The organism is Bacillus sp. DU-106, assembly GCF_004799705.1.
Taxonomy (GTDB): Bacteria; Bacillota; Bacilli; order Bacillales; family Bacillaceae_G; genus Bacillus_A; species Bacillus_A cereus.
This window is the reverse complement of sequence record NZ_CP026607.1, coordinates 4,706,633-4,728,165: the sequence shown is the minus strand read 5'-3', so window position 1 is coordinate 4,728,165 and position 21,533 is coordinate 4,706,633. Positions and strand designations below refer to the sequence as shown.

Sequence of the window (21,533 nt, the reverse complement as noted above, 5' to 3'; positions counted from 1 at the left end):
TTTTTTATTTTATAAGTCGCTATTATTGTCGATAAGTCGATATATTGAAAAAATCGCTGATATAAATGGAGTTGCGCTGATATATTTGGGAAATCGCCGATATAAATGGAGTTGCGCCGATATAATTTCATTTACCAAAACGTTTCATATAATAAAAAGATTTTTTCACATAATGAAATGTACATGTGATTGAATTTTCTGTATAATCTTCTTTGCGGAGGGGATACGCATGAGGAGATGGGGAATTGAGTTATTAATTTTAAGTGTTGTTATTATTTGGGGGATTAACTATACAATTGCGAAGTATGGACTTTTAGAATTTACAGCAATTGAGTTTACTGCACTTCGTATGATGGCGGCGGCACCGCTTCTGTTACTCCTTACCTTTTGTATTGAAAAGTCGGTTTATATGGAGCGAACGGATATACCTAGATTAATTATCGTTAGCGTTGTAGGTATTGTACTGTATCAAACGTTATTTATGGAAACTGTCAAATATACATCCGCTACAAATGCCTCTTTACTCATTTCTATTTCACCTATTTTTACAACTGCATTTGCGATTTTCTTGAAACGAGAAAAGTTTTCTTCTCGAAAGTTAATCGGTTCTATGACTGCCTTTGTTGGTGCAGCCTTAGTTTTAGTAGCAGGACATTCACTTACTAGTTCTTTTTATGGCAATGGAATTGGACTTATTACATCAATATGCTGGGGGCTTTATCCTGTTTTAGCAGGACCATTAATTAAAAAATATTCAGCATTACGTGTTACTGCATGGTCTGCATTAGTGGGTGCGATTCCGCTATTATTGTTAAGTGGTCCACATGTGTTTGTCATGCCATTTCACATTACTCACGGAATGACACTATTTGCTTTACTATATTCTATTTTCTTTGTAACAGTATTTGGTCTAGTAATGTGGTATGTTGGTGTTCAAAAAATTGGGGCGTCACATACGATGGTATATATGTATATAACGCCGCTTGTAGCGGTTCTATTTGCAGCTGTCTGGGCAAATGAATATGTATCGTTTCAACAAATCATCGGTGGAATTATCATTTTTGTCGGTCTATGGTTTGTGAAATCGGAGAAAGTAAAAGTTCATTCTATTGCAGAGGAACCTATATCAAAATAGGAAAACAGATCACCTATGATCTGCTTTCCTATTTTTTTATTTTTGGTAAGAAGATGAGAAACAAGATAGCAGTAATAAGTGGAATTAAGTTTAAAAATGGAATACGGAAGAGTGTAATAAGAATAATACCTGGAAGAAGAACACCGAGGACAGCGTAAAAAATGCTATGATTTTTCGTGTACCAATACAATGAAAGTCCAATAAGTGCAGGGATAATGAGGTGAATGAGAGCCATTAAAAAATAAATCATTAGACGCCCCCTTTATTTGTGTGCTTATTACATCATATCCGTATGTTCATAGATTGATATCATTTTTTTCATAAATGGACGAAAAAAGTTTGAAAAACCGTCACAAAATATGAGAATATGATGTTTGAAATCTTGTATAATATTATTTTCTAAAAACATTTAAACAACATAAACATACTGTTTATGTTGTTTTTAATTTGAATGAAATGAATGTAAGGAATATGAATTTGAAAGAAATTTTTTGGTGGATAGATAAGAACGAATGAAGAGAGGTACAGCATGATTAGTATGTCACTAAGATCATTTAAAATCCAATCGTATTATATACTAGGTATTTTGTTACTAGGTTGGATGTTAACACCGTTTTCAGCACATTTTTTAGGTGCAGGAATTGGACTTATCGTAAGTATGTATTGCGTTTGGCTTTTAGGGAGAAGAATTGAGAAGCTTGGAGATAGTATCGTAAAGAAAACGAAAGCACCGACGCTTGGTATGTTTAATCGTTTTGCGGCTGCTATTTTGGGCGCTATTATTATGTACGAAATTGAGCACCATATGGTGATGTGGGCATTTGCAGTAGGGATTATGGGCGGTTATTTTTTAATCGTTGTGAACTTAGGTTACTATAGCATGAAAGATGAGAAAGAACTAACAAAGAGCTAAAAAGATAAAAGACTTCTTTTTAGATGGAATAGATGATCCAGTCACGAATAGAAGCGGTCAGGGCCTTTTTTAGCCCCATACGATGTGAAACCCGAGAGATGTAGTGAGTAGGGATATAATGTATATATTCGAAGCTGTAATTTTATAATCTAGGTCACAGATGAAGAGATTAGCGTTTCACTTTATATAAGATATAGAAAGAAGCTTACGTTTTCACGTAAGCTTCTTTTTTATGTAAGTGTGTGTAACCGTTAAGCCGCATTGGGTTTTGTCGGTGAGTACGCGAAACTTTACGGTTACACGACACTTATTCATATGAGTAAAGGGTTATTCCAACAGAAAGTTTTAATTTAAGCGATTGGACCGCCTAAGTTAATAATGTCTTCAGATACGCTGTCGAACTTTTTGAAGTTAGCTTTGAATTCATTTGCAAGTTCGATTGCTTTTGCTTTGTAAGCAGCTTTATCAGCCCAAGTTTGTTCAGGCATTAACACTTCGTCAGGTACACCTGGTACGTGAAGTGGAACTTCAAGACCGAAGATATCATGTTTAGCTGTTTCAGTTTTTGCAAGTTCACCGTTTAATGCAGCTTGAATCATTGCACGAGTGTAACCTAAGTTCATACGTTTACCAACGCCGTATTCGCCACCAGTCCAGCCAGTGTTTACTAAGAATACTTTCGCATCGTGTTTCTCGATTTTTTCACCAAGCATTTCAGCATAGCGAGATGCATCAAGTGGTAAGAATGGTGAACCGAAGCAAGTTGAGAATGTAGCTTGCGGAGAAGTAACGCCGCGCTCTGTTCCTGCTAGTTTACTAGTGTAACCACTTAAGAAATGATACATAGCTTGCTCTTTTGATAACTTACTGATTGGAGGCAATACGCCAGATGCATCAGCAGTTAAGAAAATAATTGTATTTGGGTGTCCAGCAACACTTGGCAGTACGATATTGTCGATCGCATGCATAGGGTATGCAGCACGAGTATTTTCTGTTAAAGTAGTATCGTTGTAGTCGGCGATACGTGTTTGGTCATTAATGATAACGTTTTCTAAAACAGATCCAAATGTGATTGCATCGAAAATTTGTGGTTCTTTCTCGTGAGAAAGGTTTACACATTTCGCGTAGCAACCGCCTTCAATATTGAATACACCGTTATCAGACCAACCGTGCTCATCATCACCGATTAGTTTACGGTTTGGATCAGCAGATAATGTTGTTTTACCTGTTCCAGATAAACCGAAGAATAGTGCTACGTCGCCTTCTTCACCTACGTTTGCAGAGCAATGCATAGAAAGAATATCTTGTTCAGGTAATAAGAAGTTCATAATAGAGAAGATTGATTTTTTCATTTCTCCAGCGTATTCTGTACCACCAATTAGTACGATACGTTTTTCGAATGAAACCATAATGAATGCTTCAGAGTTTGTACCGTCAACAGCTGGATCAGCTTTGAAATTCGGTGCAGAAACAATTGTGAACTCTGATTCATGAGTTGTTAATTCTTCTTCAGTTGGACGAATGAATAATTGATGTACAAATAAATTGTGCCATGCATATTCGTTAATAACTTGAATTGGTAGGCGGTAATTGCGGTCAGCGCCTGCAAATCCTTTGAAGACGAATAACTCTTCTTTTTCTTTTAAGTATTCTAAAACTTTAGTATATAATTTATTAAAATGTTCTTCAGAAATCGGTTGGTTCACAGCTCCCCAAGCAATTTTGTCAGCAACCGATGCTTCTTTCACAATAAATTTATCTTTAGGAGAACGTCCTGTATATTTTCCAGTTGAAGCAGAAACGGCACCAGTAGAAGTTAATTTCCCTTCATTTCGCATTAATACTTTTTCCACTAATTGCGGAACACTTAGTTGAATCTGTGCATTGCTTCCGTTCAATAATTCGTGTAAACCAATTTGGACATTCACAGTACTCATATTTATATACCATCCTTTTCATTTAATGAAATATTTCTCGTAATCCCCAACAAGAGTATAACACAATTATATAAATAATGTATACTATTTATTTCTTTTTGTTTGTGTGAATGCATTATTTCCCTATTAATATTTCATTTCAGGCGTATTGAGAAAAACTTTCAGGAAAATGTGAATATTAATTGACAAATGAATATCATTTCTTTAGTATAGGTTGGGACGGATACTCTCTTATCCCGAGCTGGCGGAGGGACAGGCCCGATGAAGCCCAGCAACCTCACTTGTAGTGGTAAATACAGGTGAATAGGTGCTAAAACCTGTGCGAGGCTACAGGTCTCGAACGATAAGAGCGAAGGGCAAAAAGCAGTATGCAAGTAGCAAATTAAACCTTTCCTCTATGTAAAGTAGGAAAGGTTTTTCTGTATGCTTGTGTGGGAGAATAAATGTATGTCGCAGTTTGTGGCAAATTAAGGATGAGTTCCGTACAATATATACAATTACTGTAGGGAGGTTTACCACATGACAAAAAAACGTCATCTGTTCACATCTGAGTCTGTAACTGAAGGACATCCAGATAAAATTTGTGACCAAATTTCTGATTCAATTTTAGATGCGATCTTATCAAAAGACGCAAATGCACGTGTAGCTTGTGAAACAACTGTAACAACTGGTTTAGTATTGGTAGCGGGGGAAATTACGACTTCTACTTACGTAGATATTCCAAAAATCGTTCGTGAAACAATTCAAGGCATTGGTTACACACGCGCAAAATACGGATTCGATGCAGAAACTTGTGCAGTTTTAACATCTATCGATGAGCAATCTGCTGACATCGCTATGGGTGTTGACCAAGCGCTAGAAGCACGCGAAGGTCAAATGACTGACGCTGAGATTGAGGCAATTGGTGCAGGAGACCAAGGTTTAATGTTTGGTTTCGCATGTAATGAAACACAAGAGTTAATGCCACTTCCAATCTCGCTTGCTCACAAATTAGCTCGCCGTTTAACTGAAGTACGTAAAGATGATACATTATCATACTTACGTCCGGATGGAAAAACGCAAGTTACAGTTGAGTATGATGAAAATGGTAAACCAGTACGTGTTGATACTATCGTAATTTCTACACAACATCACCCAGATGTTACATGGGAAGAAATCGATCGCGACTTAAAAGAGCACGTAATTAAAGCTGTAGTACCAGCAGAATTAATGGATGGAGAAACGAAATTCTTCATTAATCCAACTGGCCGCTTCGTAATTGGTGGACCACAAGGTGATGCTGGTTTAACAGGACGTAAAATCATCGTTGATACTTACGGTGGATACGCTCGCCACGGTGGCGGTGCATTCTCTGGTAAAGATGCAACGAAAGTTGACCGTTCTGCAGCATATGCAGCTCGTTATGTTGCGAAAAACATCGTAGCAGCTGGTCTTGCTGAAAAAGCAGAAGTACAACTTGCATACGCAATCGGTGTAGCACAACCAGTATCAATTTCAGTTGATACATTCGGCACTGGTAAAGTATCTGAAGACGTACTAGTAGAGCTAGTTCGTAACAACTTCGATCTTCGCCCAGCTGGTATTATTAAAATGCTAGACTTACGTCGCCCAATTTACAAACAAACAGCAGCTTACGGCCACTTCGGACGTACTGATGTAGATCTATCATGGGAACGTACAGACAAAGCAGCAGCTTTAAAAGAGCAAGCTGGTCTATAATATATGAAAAAAAGCTTTGCGCGGTGAGCGCAAAGCTTTTTTTATTTATAATTACGTTGGAATAAAGCGAAGAGTTCAATGTCATGCCAATTGCCATTGCGGAATATAGCTTCTTTACAAGTTCCTTCATGTTGAAAACCGAGTGATTTATATAATTTAATTGCTCTATCGTTAAAAGAAAATACTCGTAAAGAAAGGCGATGTAAATTTAATTCTAAAAATGCATAATCCAATAATAAGGTGAAAGCTTCCTTCCCATAACCTTGCCCCCAGTAATCCTTGTTACCAATATCAATAATACATTCAGCGTTTCGGTTATACGAATCAATATGAATTAAAGAAGTAATACCAATTGAAAGATGCGTAGATTTTTCTTCAATGATATAGCTCTTAGAGTCCGAAGAATGAATAAATTGCTGGCAAAGTTTTTCTGTGTCTTGAAGGGAATATTTATCAAGAGTGAGCGTAGTTGAACTCATAACGTCTATATCATTATGCCATTTATAATATGTTAGAATATCATCTTCGGAAAACTTTCGTAACTGGATACGGTTTGATTCAAACAATGTAAGTCCTCCTTTTGTATTTCCTTTTCACATGATTTACAAAGGATTGATTTCTTCTGGAACATATGTAATCAACCTTTCATTTGACGTGCTTTACCTGCGCAAAAGGCACTACTTAGTAAAAATAGTGTCGCGAATATAATGCTTACTAATGTAGCGTATGGAATTGCGCCTTTTAAGGAAAAGCCGACAGTGATTGAAGCGATGAATAAGAGGATAAATGTTGTTGTTAATTTTTTATAAAGTTCCATACTATGTAGACCTCCAATTTATTTTTTAGTACAAGTTTTAAAATTGAATTCTATTATGTAGAAAATATAAAGAGTAGCTAAAGATATGTAGTCTAGGAGTATAAGAAAGGGCACTTTCCTTTTTGTGGGTTAGTATACTTATATTGTATCATGGCGCATGATTGGCTTCATACATAATTGTGTAAAGGTATGTATGATAAAATGAAGAAAAGTCTTTAAGAAAGGAAAGATAAAAAATGAGTGTAACTGAACATAAAAAACAAGCTCCAAAAGAAGTGCGTTGCAAGATCGTGACGATTTCCGATACACGTACGGAAGAAACAGATAAGAGCGGACAACTATTACATGAATTGTTAAAAGAAGCGGGACATAAAGTAACTTCTTATGAAATTGTAAAAGATGATAAAGAAAGTATTCAGCAAGCAGTGTTAGCTGGTTATCATAAGGAAGATGTAGATGTTGTATTAACAAATGGCGGTACTGGTATTACGAAACGCGATGTCACAATTGAAGCAGTATCAGCGTTATTAGATAAAGAAATTGTTGGATTTGGTGAGCTGTTCCGTATGATTAGTTATTTAGAAGATATCGGAAGCAGCGCAATGTTAAGTAGAGCGATTGGTGGTACAATTGGGCGCAAAGTAGTCTTCTCGATGCCAGGGTCTAGCGGAGCGGTTCGCCTTGCGATGAATAAATTAATTTTACCGGAATTAGGTCATATTACATTTGAGCTGCATCGCCAATGAGTAAGTATGCTGGAATTGTATTAGCAGGTGGTATGTCGAGTAGATTCGGTGAGCCGAAAGCGTTAGCAATTTGGAAGGGAACTACTTTTGTTGAGCATATTGTGAAAGTGATGGGAAATACTTTGCAAGACATTGTAGTAATTAGCCATACTGATATAAAAGAGCGAGTAGAGCAATTCGTACAAGTACCTGTTATAGAAGACATTCCGCACTATAAAGGGAATGGACCGCTGGCCGGCATTGTATCAGGAATGGAATACATAGAAGCAGATTGGTACGCTATTATGCCTTGCGATGCACCAAACGTGTCGCATGAATGGTTTACCATTTTACTAGAGCAAACGAACAATGAATATGATGCGGTTGTACCTATTATTAATGGAAGAAAACAACCGCTACTTGCGGCGTATCATAACCGCGTGAAAGAAAAGATTTATGCTTTACTTCAGGAAGAAAAAAGAAGTATGGGGCAGCTTTTATCACAATGTAATGTGAAGTATGTTTCTGGAGAAGATGTACAAGCGAATGCGGATTGGTTTATAAATGTAAATACGAAAGAAGAATATGTGCAGGCTCAAAAAGACCTTTCAAATGAATGAAAGGTTTTTTTGATATACAGAATTGGGGAACAATTGCTGTATAAAGGTATGTGAGTAAGTTGATTTTAAGGGGAATTCTTAAAATCATTATACAGTTAAAATACTGTATAACCATATATTAATTTTTATGGGTTTTTATTACAAGTCTGTTTAGTTATGTTTATTTTTGATATAATTAATATAGAAATAAAACAATGCTTAACCTTATGTATCATTTATTAAACTAAAATTTATGACCATGTAATAAACTCCCTTCGTTTTTTTGAAGGGAGTTTTTCTATTTAAGCAAGCAACTCTGATGCGTTATGCTGAAGGACTTCTTCATATTGGTTAAGCAAGCCACGAAAGATCTCATCCCAGCTCTTTGATTTCGCAAAAGAGGAAGCTGCTATTCCCATCTGCTCAAGTTTTTCTTCATTTTGTAATAAAAAATAAATGGATGATAGAAATGCATCTTCATTTTTAGGCGGACAAAGAACTCCCGTTTTTCCATCTGTAATAATATTTTTAACCCCGCCACTATTTGCACCAATAACAGGTGTACCGCATGCGAGTGATTCAAGTACGACATTTCCGAATGTTTCAGTAGCTGATGGAAACACCATTATGTTAGAACAAGCATATGCTTCAGCTAAATCCCCGCCTTGTAAATAGCCAGTAAAAGTGATATTTGTTTTCGGAACAGCTTCACGTAAACTTGTTGCTAGAGGACCGTCTCCTGCGATGAGCCAATGAATATCGTTTCGAGTATGTGCTGTTTTAATGATAAGGTGTTGCAGCGTATCAATATCTTTTTCAGGAGCAATTCGTCCAACATAGGAAAGGACATACTTCGCTGTAATATTATATTTTTTTCGGAATAGGTCTGTATTGTAAGCTGGATGAAAGAGTGTGCAATCTACACCACGTCCCCATATAGAGAGGGTCTGAAAGCCTTTATTTTTTAATTGATGTAATGTTTCAAAGGAAGGTACAAAATTTTTTTGCATATGACTATGAAACCATTTTAAATAGTTCCAAAGCATATTGGAGAGGAATTCGATTTTGTAATAACGTAAATAGGCATCGAAATCAGTATGATAAGAACCGACAACTGGGATGTTTAACTTTTTTGCATAATACAATCCACAAAGTCCCATGTTGAAAGGTGTGGCAATGTGAATAATGTCAGGTTTAAAGGAAAGTAGTTCCCGTTTAATACGCGGAGTAGGAAAAGAAAAACGACATTCTGGATATAATATTGTTAACGGGATACTTCTCATCTTATTCACATTCGCTACAAAATTATCTTCAGCTGTATGCTGAGGGGCGAAAACAGAATAGGCGATCTGTTCTTTCTGAAAATATCGTGTTAATCGCTCTAACGTTTTCGCAACCCCGTTAACTTGTGGCGTAAAAGTATCGGTAAAAATGGCGACTCTCATCATATCACTCCTTTATGTGAAAAGTGGGATGAATTGATAAAAAGAGATGATGCCAGAGCAAGTGCCAAGGCACATACCGACGAATACATCTGACGGATAGTGAAGTCCTAAATAAATACGTGAAATACCGACGCATAATGCTAACGGTAATAGGAAAGCAAGTAAGCTTGGATTATAGCAAATAAATGGAATGAAGACAGAGAAAACGGCTGTTGTATGACCAGACGGGAAAGAGTGGTCTTTTAATGGATGGACTGGATATTTTGCATCCTGAATTGTTAAATAAGGACGTTTTCGTGGATACCATCTTTTTAATATTTGTACAGGAATATGGCTAATTGCTAAAGAAATAGCAGTTGCAATTGCTGCCTGATGTAAAGTACCTTTTGCAAAAATTAAAAAGAAAAGTGTGAGTGCGATGGAGAAAGTCGCGCCACCGATATGAGTAATATTGCTGAAAAAGATATTTAATGTTTTTTGATCAAAGTAGCGATTAATTCCTTTGAAAATGTAACATTCTATTTTATATAATCCACTGACCTTCATGAAAATTCTCCTCCCTCGTTTACATATATATGGAGATATTAGCTTTTATTTTAATAAGATTTTGTTGAGGGAGTAATAATGTTTTGTAAAGAAAAAGTTAGTTTTTATATAAAAAAAGCTGCCAATCTTATGGCAGCGGAAATTTACTTCTGTAATGATTTATAATATTGACCTTTTTCAACGTATTGCGTGCGAATACGCTCCATATCTTTACGGTCTTCTGCTGTTAATTCACGAATGACTTTCGCGGGACGACCGAAAGCTAACGTGTTTGGTGGAATTTTCTTTCCTTGTGAAACGAGGCTTCCAGCGCCGATAAAAGCTCCTTCGCCAATTTCAGCACCATCTAATATAATGGATCCCATTCCAATTAAAGCATCTTTTTTAATATGACAACTATGTAAAATAACTTGATGCCCAACTGTAACATCATCTTCTAAGATAAGAGGATACTGAGGGCTTTGGTGGAGTGTACATTGGTCTTGTACATTTACTCGGTCTCCAATGATCGTTGGTGACACATCACCACGGATGACTGTATTAAACCAAATACTTGATTCCTCGCCAACGTAAACATCGCCTGTAATCGTAACATAGTCAGCGATAAAAGCACTACTCGCAATTTTCGGTTTTTTTTCTTTGTAAGGATATATCATGTAAAGTCTTCCTTTCCTAGAGACTAGTTTTAGTGTATCAAATTATGAGAAAGAGTGAAATGGAGGAGAGCCGTATGTGGAATTATGAAGCGGAGGAAGCAAAGGCTGTCATTGTTATTGTGCACGGCGCAATGGAATATCACGGACGTTACGAAGCCGTTGCGGAAATGTGGAATCATATCGGCTACCACGTCGTGATGGGGGATCTTCCGTCACATGGAACGACTTCAAGAAATAGAGGACATATTGATTCATTTGATGAATACATAGAGGAAGTTAAACTATGGGTGAAAGAAGCAAGAAAGTATAGGTTACCTATTTTTCTATTCGGTCATAGTATGGGTGGTCTTATTGTCATTCGTATGATGCAAGAAACGAAGAGAGAAGATGTAGAGGGTATTATTTTGAGTTCGCCTTGTTTAGGGGTAGTGACTGGACCCTCTGCTCCGCTTCAATTTGCTTCAAAAATATTAAATGTTGTGGCTCCAAAATTGCAATTTGCAACGAATCTTACGGTGGAAATGTCAACACGTAACCACGAGGTGAGAGATGCAATGGAGAATGATTCTTTGTTCTTGCGCAAAGTATCAGTACGTTGGTATAGTGAATTGATTAAGTCTATCGAAATTGCTCATAAAAAAATAGATGATTTTCCAGATGTTCCGCTCTTGCTAATGCAAGCTTGTGAGGATAAACTTGTAGATAAAACACGTGTCCGCACTTGGTTTGATAATGTTAAAATAAGTGATAAGGCTTTTAAAGAATGGCCGAATTGTTATCACGAGTTATTAAATGAGTATGAGCGTGATGAAATTTTGAGTTATATTCAGTCATTTACTGAAATGCATGTCAATAATATAGTAAAAACAAACAAATAAATCATTATTTGTACATTTAATAGAGGAGATGAAGGAAGAAGTGAACGTACCGAGTAATCCCATAACGCTCATGGCGAAAGTATACCGTGATGTGTTTCCGGTTGTACACCATGAGCTAGCGATGTGGAAAGAGCGTGCCTACCATATTCCGAATGATGAGCTTCATAGTCAGGCAATCGCAAGTATTGAGCATAAAACGTTTCATTGTGAGGGCGGTGGCATTTTAGCTCTGCTAGCAAATGAACACCGAGAAGAATGTATTCGTTTTATCGTAGCGTATCAAACGATCAGCGACTATTTAGATAATTTATGTGATCGCAGTACATCACTTGATCCAAATGATTTTGCCGCACTGCATGAATCGATGTTAATGGCATTATCACCTGAAGTAGAAGGTGGCGGTAATTATTATCGTTATCGTGATGATCAAGATGATGGTGGTTATTTAGATGAACTTGTTGAAACATGCCAAGATGTTTTAAAGAAAACGAAGCACTATGACAAAATTGCTCCTGTTCTTCATGAACTTGCTTGTTATTATTGTGATTTGCAAATTCATAAACACGTGAAATTAGAAGAAAGAGAGCCGCGCCTGAAAAATTGGTTTGAAGCACATAAAGAAAACTTACCTGAGATGAGTTGGTTTGAATTTTCAGCATGTGCCGGTTCTACACTTGGAATTTTCTGTCTTGTAGCATATGCATTTCATGATGAATTACATGATGAAGATATTGCGAAAATTAGACAAGGGTACTTCCCTTACGTACAAGGACTTCATATCTTACTTGATTATTTCATTGATCAAGAAGAAGACCGTATAGGCGGAGATTTGAATTTCTGTAGTTATTATGAAAACGAGCAAGCGATATTAGATCGGATGAAACACTTTGTAGAAGAAGCGGAGAAGAGCATTGGTGATTTGCCTCATGCGAAGTTTCATCGCCTTATAAGCCGAGGATTACTTGGTATTTATTTATCAGATCAAAAAGTATCAGCACAAAAGAATATGCACAAAATGGCACGGCGCATTGTAAAGTACGGAGGCCTCACTTCACGATTCTTCTATTGGAACGGGAAGATGTACCGAAAGAAAACAGCGCAGTGATGAAGAAAACCACTCATGTAGAGTGGTTTTTTTGTTATAATATGGTAAAGATGGTGGTGGAAATGAAGCGATTGTTTCAAAAGCTATATGACAATATTGAAGTAACATTACTTGTGCTACTTTCCATTTCATTTGTAACTGGAAGGTATATGATGATGAATAAAACCGGCGGTCCTACAACGATGGATTATGTAGCTCAAATTATCATTGCATTGATTATTATAGTAGATATTGTTTTTTTAATAAGTGGTAGAAAAAAAGAGAACAGTAAATAAAAAGCATTTGTACACGATGGTACAAATGCTTTTTCATTATGATCGTATTTTTGAAAATACATATATAAGAAGTTCAATTGCAAAAATAACTAAAACAGATAGTCCAAATAAAGGCATGACAGCGCCTAGTATTACCATCATGATAAAGAAAACGAATATACTTTTCTTATCTCTTTGTTTTGGAGGTGCTGCTAATTTTCCTTTCGGCTTTCTTGCTAACCACATTTTTATTCCGTAATAAATGAGAAGTAGTAGAGATAATGTCGTTAGTAAGCATAATATTTTATTTGGCCATCCGAATAAATGTCCTTCATGAAGCGGGATACCGTAAGTGAACCATTGTGCAAGTAATCCATAATCACGATAGTCCGTTTTTGAAATGAGCTCCCCGCTATATTGGTCAAAGTAAGCTGTTATCTCTTCATTTGGTGCAACATGCATACCTGTAATACCAGAACCGCTCGATTTCGAAACAGTGAATACACCTTTCGGATCAGCTGGTAGTGAAATAACATATGGCTTCTTTATTTCAATTCCTTTTTGTAATTCATCGACAGAAATTGCTTTCGGTTCATTTGAATTTGATTCAGGCGGAGCTTCTTTTCTTGTTGCCCACGGCAATTCTTTTACCTTTGATTCAGGCGGAGCCATGTACAATTTTGGATATCCGAGTAATTCATTTGACGATGCGATTTTATAAATTTGGTTCCCCATAAATCCTGACCATGGCAATCCAGATGCGACTAGCAGAAAGAGAGGAATTGTAAATATAATACCGATAATAGAATGACGTCTTTTTGCTTTTTCTCGCTTATTGGATGATGGTGTGTTTTTGAATTGTCGTATACTCATGTACAATCCGGTTACGATTAAAAAGATTGTCCAGCATGCCGCGAGTTCTACAGTATAGTTTACGACAGTGCCACCAACTAAAAGAGAACTATGTAATTCCCTCATTATATTGGCAAACGTTTCACTTGCATTTTGATCCCCAACAATTTGATTATTGCTGTCTAAATACACATATTTTTGTTGCCCAGTATACTCATTTGCAATTGTAAGTCTCGTATTATAATCCCCATTAAACTCACTAATTTTCGCCACGCTATAATGTGGATATTTTTTCTCTGTTAAGGAAATAGAATCAGACATCGAAATAGATTCTGTTTGAGCACTCTTCCCAAAATATAAATCTTTATAGATGAAATCTTCAACTTCCTCCCGAAATAAATACCCAATTCCGCTCAGTGACAACGTAATAAGAAGCGGCGTAATAAAAAGCCCAGCATAAAAATGCCAACGCCAAAAAATGTAATGAAGCGAACGATTTACTTTCATACTTTCAATTCCCCTAACCTTCCCTATATGAATAACTACTTATTTAATATAGCGAGATTAAGTGTGATTACTTTGAAAGAATTGTGAAGAAAGTTAAAAGTTTTTAGGATGATTTTCATAAAACATAAAACACATTTCAAAAGGGATGTTTTCTATGTTTATGAAGATTTCTTTGTATTTGATAGATACATCCTAACAACCGCATTAGCAAGACATTGAGAGGAATCAACAAAATCCTCACTCGCCACCACATTCAAATCGGTGCATGCGATAATTACGGTATCTACTTCATCCTTCAACTGCACAACGAGCACGCTCCATAATTTGCGAGCTTTTTCAACTTTCCCGCTTTTAATATACGTAATAATTTGATTAATCATCGTTTGCCATTTTTCATAATGAATGTATTCTATATTCCGTTTTGCAATCCCGTCTTGATAAATACCGGCTTGAACAGTTGCTTCTGTTGCGAGAAGAGCGACTCTTTTTGTATTTTCAGGAATTGATTGTAACGTTTCATCGACTATATTTAAAATCGGGATAGAAAGCGAACGCTGTAATTCTTCAAAATAAAGATGCGCCGTATTGCACGGCATAGCGATAAAGCTTGCGCCAGTACTTTCAAGTTTTTGTGCTCCTTCAATAATTGCTTTTTTCATCGCTTCGTGATCAATAGGGCGATCCATGTAAAACGGTGTTGGGCACGAATAGATCATCATATGAGGAAAGTCCATATCATACTTTGCTCCGTATATTGTTTGGCACCTTGCTACAACTGTATCGACGAATGGCCCAGTTGATTTTGGTCCCATTCCTGCTAGTATTCCGATCATTATTTCGTCTCCTTTAAGAATGTTTACATCCATTATATAGGAGAATGACAAAAAGACGTGCAATGAGTGCACGTCTTTTTTTGTTATGTTTTGTCGAACAATCGATATATCCGAGAAATCGTTGATATATTGTAAGTTATGATAGATATATCGAAAAAATCGTTGATATATCCCGAGTTACGATAGATATAATTGAAAAATCGTTGATATATTACCCCGCATTAACGGGCAGTAAAACTCCCACCTTAAAATTCGCCTGGAGCAAAGAGGTTAGGTGGGAGATAAACTGCCCATAAATGCCCGATTGGTTCAACTAATAATCAGTGGGGATGCCCCCACTGATTAAAGTTTCACTTTATCGCTTCTCAATCGCCACAATAAATGGCGGGTTATTTTGCTGGTTAATAAAGCCGTAGCGCAGTACGTGTGCTTGTTTTTGGTCTAATTCTTCGGCAAATTTGAGAACAGCGTCGCGTTCTACTTGTCCTTCTGGGTGTCCGTGGTAAATAACAAGGACGATGATACCTTCAGGCGCCATTACGTCTAATAATTGCTCAATCGCCGAGATTGTTGAGTTCGGTTTTGTGACGATATGCTTGTCTCCGCCTGGAAGGTAACCTAAGTTGAAAATCGCGCCTGTTACTTTTCCTTTTGCATCTTCTGGTAATATGGATAGAAGTGTATCGTGACTATCGTGAACTAAAACAGTACGTTCGAAAAGTTCTTTTTCTTTTAGACGAGTTGTTGAGCTTTCGATTGCCTCTTTTTGAATATCAAATCCAAATACTTTTCCGTTATCTCCAACGATTTCAGCTAGGAAGCAAGTGTCATGGCCGTTTCCTAAAGTTGCATCTACAGCGTAATCGCCTTCTTTTACTGCTGTTTGCAAGAGAGTGCGAGCAAACGATAATACACGTTCTAATTTCATTTTTGTTTCTCCTCATTTGCATATTTTCCTTGCCAGCTTCCGCGGCGTACAAATTCTGCATCAATGGAATTTAATACTTCCCATTTATTTAAGCTCCACATTGGACCAATCATTAAATCAGGCGGACCGTCACCTGTGATGCGGTGCACAATTACGTCTTCTGGAATCATTTCAAGTTGGTCAACAACGAGACTTACGTAATCCTCAAGAGAAAGGAACTCGAGTTGTCCTTTTTCATATTGCTTCACCATTGGCGTTCCTTTTAATAAGTGAAGTAAGTGGATTTTAATTCCTTGTACATCAAGCTTCGCTACTTCACGAGCTGTTTCCATCATCATGTCGTAATCTTCAAGTGGAAGGCCGTTAATAATATGAGAACAAACTTTAATGCCGTGCTTACGTAATTTATTTACACCTTCAACGTAAGAAGGATAATCGTGAGCACGATTAATAAGATTTGCAGTACGTTCATGGACGGTTTGTAGTCCGAGTTCAACCCAAAGGTAAGTGCGTTTATTTAAGTCCGCTAAATATTCAACGACATCGTCCGGTAAACAATCTGGACGAGTCGCAATAGAAAGACCGACAACGTCTTTTTCTGCTAGAAGCGGTTCGAATTTTTCTTTTAACACTTCAAGTGGTGCATGTGTATTTGTGTACGCCTGGAAATAAGCGATACATTTTCCATCTTTCCACTTTGAGCGCATTTTTTCTTTCATTTCATGATATTGCGTTATAACATCATCGCGGCGATCGCCAGCGAAGTCACCAGATCCAGCAGCACTGCAAAATGTACAACCGCCATAAGCAACTGTACCGTCACGGTTCGGGCAATCAAAGCCAGCATCTAATGAAACTTTAAAGATTTTTTCACCAAATTCATTTCGTAAATGATAATTCCATGTATGATAACGTTTATTGTCGTTTGTATATGGAAAAGGGTTTTGAACCTTCATTACTTTCCCTCCTAAGCCGAGTCAAAATGAAACAAAATCCATTATAACATACTCATAAGGTTCAGATGGAAGGGACACACTAAAGGGGAATTGAAGCAAGGAGGGACAATTATGGCAGAGCGTCAATCACTTGAATCGTATATTACACAAGCGGAACAAGCGGTGGAATATGCGAAAGAACAATTAGACCAAGGTATGAGACAAGAGCATTATAATACGATGGAGTATTCGGATGCGCAGTTACAATTAGAACAAGCGTATAACGATTTACAAACGATGCAACAACATGCAAATGATGAGCAACGTGAGCAATTAAATAGAGCACGTATGGCAATTCGCCAATTGCAACATCAAATGATTATTACACCGCACTAATAAGGAGTGAATGTAATGGCGAAACGTTCAGATCAAAATAACCCAGAACAAAAAACGCAAAATGGACATAACGCTGAGTTTTCGAATGAACTTGATCCGATTGTTCAAGTAAAACAGCGTAATAGTAAAAAAGGACAACCTCAAAAATCGAAACAATCAGAGTAGACCAGGTCGCAATATGACCTGGTTTTATTTTGCTATATGACAATAATGTAAGATTCCTGTAAGGTTTGTCGATAGTTGTGAGCAGCTTTCTCCAGTAGAGTAAGAAAGGATTAAGTTTTATACAAGGAGTTGCTTTATGGGGAACAATATTATAAACAAGCGAATTGATGAGTTAGATTACATTCGTGGCTTTGCACTACTAGGGATTATTTTAGTAAATATTCTCGCACTACTTAACATTAAAATTCCAGATCCTAGCACAGTGGATGCTAGCTATCAAAGATTTTTATACTTATTTGTAGAAGGGCGTTTCTTCTCAATCTTCTCATTCTTATTTGGAGTGGGATTCTATATCTTTATTTCAAGAGCGATTGCGAAAGGGAAAAATGGATATGTTCTATTTTTCCGCCGCGTAGTTGCATTATTTATTTTTGGTTTGATTCATTACATGTTTCAGCCTGGAGAAGCGTTAACGTTATATGCAATTTGCGGATTAATCGTTTTACCGTTTTATAAAGCGAAAAAACAAGTGAACTTAGTAATTGGTCTTATTTTGACAATAGCCTGTAGTGTAATGGGTGTTAAAGAACTATTACCACTTGGTTTAATTTTATTAGGTCTTGCTGCAGGACAATATCGTGTATTTGAAAATCTTTCAAAAAACATAAAGCAAGTCGCTATTTTTACAGGCATTATGTTTGTTTTAAGTGTGGCAGCTGTATGGTATCAATATGGACACGTGCCTGCTGGCCCATTTGTAAATATGATATTGATGAATGAAGACGGAACAATGGATGCTGCAAGCCAGTTTCTAAAAATTGGTATTACAGTTGGACCAGTCATTTCAGCTTTCTATGTCGGAGCATTAATTTTATTACTTCAATTAAAACCAGTTCAAACATTGTTAGCGCCACTGAAATACTACGGTCGTATGGCGTTAACGAATTATATTGGACAAACTGCAATGATTTTAATTGCCGGTAGCGTATTTAACTTTGCAGGAAACTTGACATACATGCAAACGTTATATGTATGTATCGCAATTTATGCAATTCAAATTGTGTTTAGTGTAATTTGGATGAAAATCTTTAAAATGGGTCCATTAGAATGGATTTGGCGAGTTGTTACGTATTGGACGGTAACACCTTTAAAGAAATAAAGAGAGAAGTGGGCTGTTCCTTTTTTGTGGAGCAGCCTATTTTTATTTTCAGCTTTTGTAGTTGCGCCGATATATTTGAAAAATCGCCGGTATAATTTCATTTACCGATTCAATATGTCACTAATATTCAAAGTAGTAAAAGCCAAACTTACACGCCCACCTTCTTTATATTACAAAAGTGTAAGGTAAATGTAATGTTAACAAATAGCAGTTCGCCTCTAAAAAGCGCAAAATAGGTAATGGAAAAACAAGCGTAGGAGGATATATATGACGAAACCAGTTGTAGACGTAAAAAACGTTCAAAAAGTGTACGGTAAAAAAGGTGAGAACCAATCACACGCGTTAAAAGGTGTGTCATTCTCAATTCAAGAGGGCGAGTTTGTTGGAATTATGGGACCATCTGGTTCTGGTAAAACGACATTATTAAATGTAATTTCAACGTTAGATAAAGCAACGGGCGGCGTTGTTGAAATTGCAGGAACGGATATTACAAAAATGAAGCAAGGTGAGCTTTCAGATTTCCGTTCACAAAAGTTAGGATTTATCTTCCAAGATTTTAATTTGTTAGAAAACTTATCTATTTATGAAAACATTGCACTTCCACTTTCCTTGCAAGGTGTTCCATCACGTAACATTGGACCAAAAGTCGAGAAAGTAGCGGATATGTTAGGAATTACAGAAATACTTCAAAAGTACCCATCTGAAGTATCTGGTGGGCAAAAGCAACGTTCGGCAGCAGCGCGTGCTTTAGTGCATGAGCCTGCAATTATTTTAGGGGACGAGCCAACAGGAGCGCTTGATTCTAAAAATGCAACGAGTTTACTTGATGCGATGACAAACTTAAATAAAGATCAAGGCGTATCTATTATGATGGTTACACATGATCCATACAGTGCAAGTTACTGTCAGCGTATTTTATTCATTCAAGATGGTGAGCTATATAAAGAAATTCACCGCGGCGGTACACGTGAAGAGTTTTATAAAGAAATTTTAGATGTGCTTGCGGACTTAGGAACACAAAAAGCGTAAGAAAGGAGGTTCTAGAGCATGTTATTCAAACTTTCCATGTCAGGACTAAAGAGTAAGCTAAAAGATTACATCGTCTTACTTGTTGGTCTTGTCATGTCGATTTCAATCTTTTATATGTTTCAAACGTTAGCACTAAATGAATCATTTCTTGAATCTAATTCAGTGATTAAATCAATCGGATTTGTATTCCAAGCAGGTTCATTTTTATTAGCAATCATAACGTTCTTCTATATTTTATATGCGAACTCTTTCTTACTATCTCTTCGTCAAAAAGAGTTTGGTATGTATATGATGTTAGGAGCAAAAAAGCATAAAGTTACATTACTTATGTTTATTGAGACAATTGTATTAGGCGCCGCGTCTCTTGCAATTGGAATTGCAGTTGGTGTAGGACTTGCAGAAGGTATCGGTCAATTATTAATGAAACAATTAGAATTTGCTGGTGAAGGCTATAAAGCATTTTATCTGCCATCTATGACTGTTACTTGTATCTTCTTCTTTGCACTATTTGTACTATCAGCAATTATGAACAGTATTAAATTATCACGTATTTCTGTATTGCAACTTGTACATGCAGATGCACAAACAGAACGTGTTGCGGTAAAAGGAAAAATGACAGGCTTAGTTGCATTCCTTGCGGTTATTTTATTAGGAATTGGCTATGCATCAATGATTTACATGGAAAAACTAAGAGAGATGGGAATCCTTATTGCATTAATTACAACAACAGCTGGTACTTACATGTTATTTGGATCACTTCTTCCAGTTATTATTAAAAAGTTAAAAAGTAATAAAAAGCGTAGTGAAAAAGGACTTAACGCTTTTACATTTGCACAATTAAATTTCCGTATTAATAGCTTAACAAAGGTACTTGCAACAGTAGCGATGTTAGTTGCTCTTGGAGCTGGTGCAATTTCAGGTGGTATGGCGTTTAAAAATAACGTTATAAAAATGGTTGATGGTTTAGTAATCTATGATTCAGTAGTTCATAATCCGACAGCTGAAGAAAAGAAAATTTTAAACGGTATTACATTTAAAGAGAAAAGCGAATATCGTTACAAAGTAGATGATAAATACGTTTACTATGTAAAAGAAGATTTAGAGAAAAATCGTCCTTTAGTAAAAGATATGGAAAATATGAAGTCGATGAAGGATTTAGTAAATACGAAGAAGGCTTCACAGGAATTACCAGTAGGTGCAGTTTCTAGAGAAATGAATGAAAAAGATGCGAACGCTAAAGAACTTCCAGAAGAATGGGTAGATGCTTTTAGCACAATTCATCCATATTATATATACGAAGATCATGCAATTAAAATTGTAGATCAAAAAATGTACGATGGGATAAGTGGTAAAGAAGGTATAGCATTTATCGGAAAAGCAGATGATTTCTTAACATATACAAAAGAATGGAAAAAACTTGACGAGTTGCAATTAGATAAATATAAAAATGTAACAGCTGAAAGAATGAACAGTAAATATCAATCTTACGACATGTTCTATGGTGTTGCGAGCGGAACAGTGTTTATGGGCTTCTTCCTTGGAATTGCTTTCTTAGCAATGATGGCAAGTTGTTTAATGTTCAAAATTCTTTCTGGTGCATCAAAAGATATTACACGTTATCAAATGCTTCGTAAAATCGGGGTGCGCCGTGAATTATTAACAAAATCAATTTATAAAGAGTTATTCTTAGTATTCCTATTCCCAGCAATTGTAGGTATTGCTCACGTATTAGTTGGTATGAATATTTTCGGATTTATTTTACTTGATCCGTACTTCCGTATTTGGGTACCAATCGTAATTTTCGTAGTTATTTACACGATTTATTACCTTATTACAGTTCAATTGTATAAAGGAATTGTTCTTCCGAAAGAAGATTAATAATAAAAACCGAGCAAAAACGCTCGGTTTTTATTATTTTCAGAAAAAACGCTTTAATGTTACTGAAATGTATAATATAATGTAAGTAAGTAACGTAATATAAAAGTAGAAGTAGCTGTAGC

The 21,533-nt window shown here is 36.4% G+C and carries 24 protein-coding genes and 1 riboswitch; of the genes, 13 read left to right on the top strand and 11 right to left on the bottom strand.

Translation table 11 applies throughout. The features are described from left to right. Positions 1 to 229: 229 nt before the first annotated feature. Positions 230 to 1,135, top strand: coding sequence for a DMT family transporter (locus C3Y97_RS24110; RefSeq protein WP_016125908.1), 906 nt, complete (start codon positions 230 to 232; stop codon positions 1,133 to 1,135). A 28-nt stretch (positions 1,136 to 1,163) separates the two neighbouring features. Here C3Y97_RS24110 and C3Y97_RS24105 read toward each other — a convergent pair whose 3' ends face one another. Then, positions 1,164 to 1,385, bottom strand: a complete 222-nt coding sequence (locus C3Y97_RS24105) for a hypothetical protein (protein WP_000639042.1) — start codon at positions 1,383 to 1,385, stop codon at positions 1,164 to 1,166. Between the two features lie 279 nt (positions 1,386 to 1,664). On the opposite strand from C3Y97_RS24105, the gene C3Y97_RS24100 reads away from it, so the two are divergent. Further along, complete coding sequence (locus tag C3Y97_RS24100; protein ID WP_000624926.1) at positions 1,665 to 2,048, top strand: ATP synthase subunit I; 384 nt, start codon at positions 1,665 to 1,667, stop codon at positions 2,046 to 2,048. 350 nt (positions 2,049 to 2,398) lie between these two features. On the opposite strand, the gene pckA is transcribed toward C3Y97_RS24100, so the two are convergent. Further along, a complete protein-coding gene (pckA, locus tag C3Y97_RS24095) occupies positions 2,399 to 3,985 on the bottom strand; it encodes a phosphoenolpyruvate carboxykinase (ATP) (RefSeq protein ID WP_000108802.1) in 1,587 nt (528 codons plus the stop codon). 228 nt (positions 3,986 to 4,213) lie between these two features. Further along, positions 4,214 to 4,335: riboswitch (SAM riboswitch) on the top strand. A 169-nt stretch (positions 4,336 to 4,504) separates the two neighbouring features. On the opposite strand from pckA, the gene metK reads away from it, so the two are divergent. Beyond that, on the top strand, positions 4,505 to 5,704 hold the full coding sequence (gene metK, locus C3Y97_RS24090) for a methionine adenosyltransferase (protein ID WP_000163123.1): 1,200 nt from the start codon (positions 4,505 to 4,507) through the stop codon (positions 5,702 to 5,704). Between the two features lie 41 nt (positions 5,705 to 5,745). On the opposite strand, the gene C3Y97_RS24085 is transcribed toward metK, so the two are convergent. Beyond that, complete coding sequence (locus C3Y97_RS24085) at positions 5,746 to 6,270, bottom strand: GNAT family N-acetyltransferase (protein WP_000464126.1); 525 nt, start codon at positions 6,268 to 6,270, stop codon at positions 5,746 to 5,748. Positions 6,271 to 6,341: 71 nt separating this feature from the next. Then, positions 6,342 to 6,521, bottom strand: coding sequence for a hypothetical protein (locus C3Y97_RS24080; RefSeq protein WP_000424797.1), 180 nt, complete (start codon positions 6,519 to 6,521; stop codon positions 6,342 to 6,344). A gap of 236 nt (positions 6,522 to 6,757) precedes the next feature. On the opposite strand from C3Y97_RS24080, the gene C3Y97_RS24075 reads away from it, so the two are divergent. Next, positions 6,758 to 7,267, top strand: a complete 510-nt coding sequence (locus C3Y97_RS24075; RefSeq protein ID WP_000117124.1) for a MogA/MoaB family molybdenum cofactor biosynthesis protein — start codon at positions 6,758 to 6,760, stop codon at positions 7,265 to 7,267. Further along, a complete protein-coding gene (locus C3Y97_RS24070; RefSeq protein WP_000049596.1) occupies positions 7,264 to 7,866 on the top strand; it encodes a molybdenum cofactor guanylyltransferase in 603 nt (200 codons plus the stop codon). Before C3Y97_RS24075 ends, C3Y97_RS24070 begins: the two co-directional genes overlap by 4 nt. A 281-nt stretch (positions 7,867 to 8,147) precedes the next feature. Here C3Y97_RS24070 and C3Y97_RS24065 read toward each other — a convergent pair whose 3' ends face one another. From C3Y97_RS24065 to C3Y97_RS24055, 3 genes are all read right to left on the bottom strand, one after another. Next, positions 8,148 to 9,290, bottom strand: a complete 1,143-nt coding sequence (locus C3Y97_RS24065) for a glycosyltransferase family 4 protein (protein ID WP_016125909.1) — start codon at positions 9,288 to 9,290, stop codon at positions 8,148 to 8,150. 12 nt (positions 9,291 to 9,302) lie between these two features. Beyond that, positions 9,303 to 9,836 carry a phosphatase PAP2 family protein gene (locus C3Y97_RS24060; protein WP_000868582.1) on the bottom strand — a complete coding sequence of 178 codons (534 nt, stop codon included), beginning with the start codon at positions 9,834 to 9,836 and terminating at the stop codon, positions 9,303 to 9,305. A 143-nt stretch (positions 9,837 to 9,979) separates the two neighbouring features. After that, positions 9,980 to 10,492, bottom strand: coding sequence for a gamma carbonic anhydrase (locus C3Y97_RS24055; protein ID WP_000640188.1), 513 nt, complete (start codon positions 10,490 to 10,492; stop codon positions 9,980 to 9,982). 74 nt (positions 10,493 to 10,566) lie between these two features. On the opposite strand from C3Y97_RS24055, the gene C3Y97_RS24050 reads away from it, so the two are divergent. Genes C3Y97_RS24050 through C3Y97_RS24040 form a run of 3 tightly spaced genes read left to right on the top strand, consistent with a single transcriptional unit; the run spans position 10,567 to position 12,750 of the window. Next, positions 10,567 to 11,370 carry an alpha/beta hydrolase gene (locus C3Y97_RS24050; protein ID WP_000267421.1) on the top strand — a complete coding sequence of 268 codons (804 nt, stop codon included), beginning with the start codon at positions 10,567 to 10,569 and terminating at the stop codon, positions 11,368 to 11,370. Positions 11,371 to 11,410: 40 nt separating this feature from the next. After that, the gene (locus tag C3Y97_RS24045) at positions 11,411 to 12,475 is read left to right on the top strand and encodes a tetraprenyl-beta-curcumene synthase family protein (protein WP_001102461.1); all 1,065 of its coding nucleotides are present in this window, start codon (positions 11,411 to 11,413) and stop codon (positions 12,473 to 12,475) included. A 41-nt stretch (positions 12,476 to 12,516) separates the two neighbouring features. Then, positions 12,517 to 12,750, top strand: coding sequence for a hypothetical protein (locus C3Y97_RS24040; RefSeq protein ID WP_127064239.1), 234 nt, complete (start codon positions 12,517 to 12,519; stop codon positions 12,748 to 12,750). A 36-nt stretch (positions 12,751 to 12,786) separates the two neighbouring features. Here the strand turns inward: C3Y97_RS24040 and C3Y97_RS24035 are convergent, their stop codons facing one another. From C3Y97_RS24035 to mnmL, 4 genes are all read right to left on the bottom strand, one after another. After that, positions 12,787 to 14,088, bottom strand: a complete 1,302-nt coding sequence (locus C3Y97_RS24035; protein WP_136363678.1) for a PepSY-associated TM helix domain-containing protein — start codon at positions 14,086 to 14,088, stop codon at positions 12,787 to 12,789. A 158-nt stretch (positions 14,089 to 14,246) separates the two neighbouring features. Beyond that, on the bottom strand, positions 14,247 to 14,921 hold the full coding sequence (locus tag C3Y97_RS24025; protein ID WP_136363677.1) for an aspartate/glutamate racemase family protein: 675 nt from the start codon (positions 14,919 to 14,921) through the stop codon (positions 14,247 to 14,249). Between the two features lie 355 nt (positions 14,922 to 15,276). Further along, positions 15,277 to 15,849 carry a tRNA 5-(aminomethyl)-2-thiouridylate-methyltransferase MnmM gene (mnmM, locus tag C3Y97_RS24020; protein ID WP_098212824.1) on the bottom strand — a complete coding sequence of 191 codons (573 nt, stop codon included), beginning with the start codon at positions 15,847 to 15,849 and terminating at the stop codon, positions 15,277 to 15,279. Continuing rightward, a complete protein-coding gene (mnmL, locus tag C3Y97_RS24015; RefSeq protein WP_000868031.1) occupies positions 15,846 to 16,805 on the bottom strand; it encodes a tRNA modification radical SAM protein MnmL/YtqA in 960 nt (319 codons plus the stop codon). Before mnmL ends, mnmM begins: the two co-directional genes overlap by 4 nt. Before the next feature lie 111 nt (positions 16,806 to 16,916). On the opposite strand from mnmL, the gene C3Y97_RS24010 reads away from it, so the two are divergent. The 5 genes from C3Y97_RS24010 to C3Y97_RS23990 all read left to right on the top strand — a co-directional run bounded on the left by C3Y97_RS24010 (position 16,917) and on the right by C3Y97_RS23990 (position 21,411). Then, on the top strand, positions 16,917 to 17,180 hold the full coding sequence (locus C3Y97_RS24010) for a YtzC family protein (RefSeq protein ID WP_000840869.1): 264 nt from the start codon (positions 16,917 to 16,919) through the stop codon (positions 17,178 to 17,180). Between the two features lie 15 nt (positions 17,181 to 17,195). After that, positions 17,196 to 17,345, top strand: coding sequence for a hypothetical protein (locus C3Y97_RS24005; RefSeq protein WP_001129340.1), 150 nt, complete (start codon positions 17,196 to 17,198; stop codon positions 17,343 to 17,345). 136 nt (positions 17,346 to 17,481) lie between these two features. Beyond that, positions 17,482 to 18,504 (top strand): DUF418 domain-containing protein, encoded by a 1,023-nt coding sequence (locus tag C3Y97_RS24000; RefSeq protein ID WP_098212825.1) that lies wholly within the window; start codon positions 17,482 to 17,484, stop codon positions 18,502 to 18,504. Positions 18,505 to 18,771: 267 nt separating this feature from the next. Beyond that, on the top strand, positions 18,772 to 19,533 hold the full coding sequence (locus C3Y97_RS23995; RefSeq protein WP_000165844.1) for an ABC transporter ATP-binding protein: 762 nt from the start codon (positions 18,772 to 18,774) through the stop codon (positions 19,531 to 19,533). Between the two features lie 18 nt (positions 19,534 to 19,551). After that, positions 19,552 to 21,411, top strand: a complete 1,860-nt coding sequence (locus tag C3Y97_RS23990) for an FtsX-like permease family protein (protein WP_000897761.1) — start codon at positions 19,552 to 19,554, stop codon at positions 21,409 to 21,411. The last annotated feature ends 122 nt before the right edge of the window (positions 21,412 to 21,533 follow it).